The 1185-nt window shown below is 53.8% G+C and carries 1 protein-coding gene; it reads left to right on the forward strand.

The genetic code is table 11. The features are described 5' to 3' along the window. Positions 1-406: IS66 family insertion sequence element accessory protein TnpB (gene tnpB, locus BV034_RS16090; RefSeq protein WP_265593069.1), on the forward strand; the 406-nt coding region annotated here is incomplete at its 5' end. Positions 407-1185: the final 779 nt, after the last annotated feature.

Consider the following 1185-nt stretch of genomic DNA (forward strand, 5'->3'; position numbering starts at 1 on the left):
CCTCTATGTCTTTGCCAACAAGCGGCGTACCCGGCTCAAGATCCTCTACTGCGATGGCGCCGGAATGTGGCTGCTGACCAAGCGGCTGGACGCAGGCACGTTCTTCTGGCCGCGCTCTTCCCGGGCCCGGCCGGAGCTGGCCAAACGAGTTGCCTCAGAGAAGGCGATGTTCGCTAAATTCGTTCTGAGCTGCGTTGCATTGTTTGCCGCCTCTCTCGTGCCACGGGCAAGTCGCGCTGATGTTGTCATTAGCTTCGACGGCGTTAGGTGCCACGATGGGTTGGGTAACTTCAATCAAGTTACCTATTCTAGGGTTCGTGCGGCAGATGCGAATGGACAATGGCAGCTTCAGCGGGAGGGTATGGTGATGAACCCCGAGTGCAGCTTTCGCCTGATTCGAAGCTGATCGCAGCATCTGCGCTTGTAAATATGGGGGTATCAGAAATGGCAAGGTAGTATCGGGAAAGCTGCTTGCGTCATGACTCAAAATTGGTTTGATTTGGCGATGGATTCAGAACTTTCAGCGGCACTTAAGGTTTGGGGGATTGATGTCGTGCACGCTTCGTCTGTTCTGATGTCGCTGTTAGGGAGGCGATTCCCAAGCTGGCTGGAAGCAGAGTGCTTTGCAGCTGCTTTACCAGTTGCACAGGTGGAACTAAAGACGGCTAGCCGGAGGTTCGGATACCTTTGGCCAGAAGAGGGAATAGTTGAGGCCCTGGATATCGCGCCAGGAACAATCGCTTTTTGTCCGTTGGATCGATCATGGATGGCAGTGTGATTTGTAAAGACACATTTGATCCAAAGCGGATGAGGGTTGGAGTCTTTCCATTTGAAAAGACTGCTCTTCTGGACGATGATCGCCAGTTTCTGAAATCACACTTTCGCAAATTGCCTTTTGGATATGCTGAGTATTTAGCCTATCTCTCCAGTGAGCCAATTGATACGTCGTTTTGCTAGCGTTGAACACCGAGGATTGGTGTGGTGTAGGGCTCAGCGAGGGGGGGATGGCGTGAGTAGTTCCCCATACGAGACTGGACTCCGTACAGAGTATTACGGAGTTCTTATTGTGCGGGCAGACTCTGGAGCCGGGGGCGGAGGATGCGAAGTTGCGGGAATTGCCGCGGTAGGGGGAGGGGTTTGCGGTGGGAGTTGGACGCTGCTGGACAGCGAAGGGTATCAGGAGAG

Source organism: Verrucomicrobium sp. BvORR034 (genome assembly GCF_000739635.1).
Lineage (GTDB): Bacteria > Verrucomicrobiota > Verrucomicrobiia > Verrucomicrobiales > Verrucomicrobiaceae > Verrucomicrobium.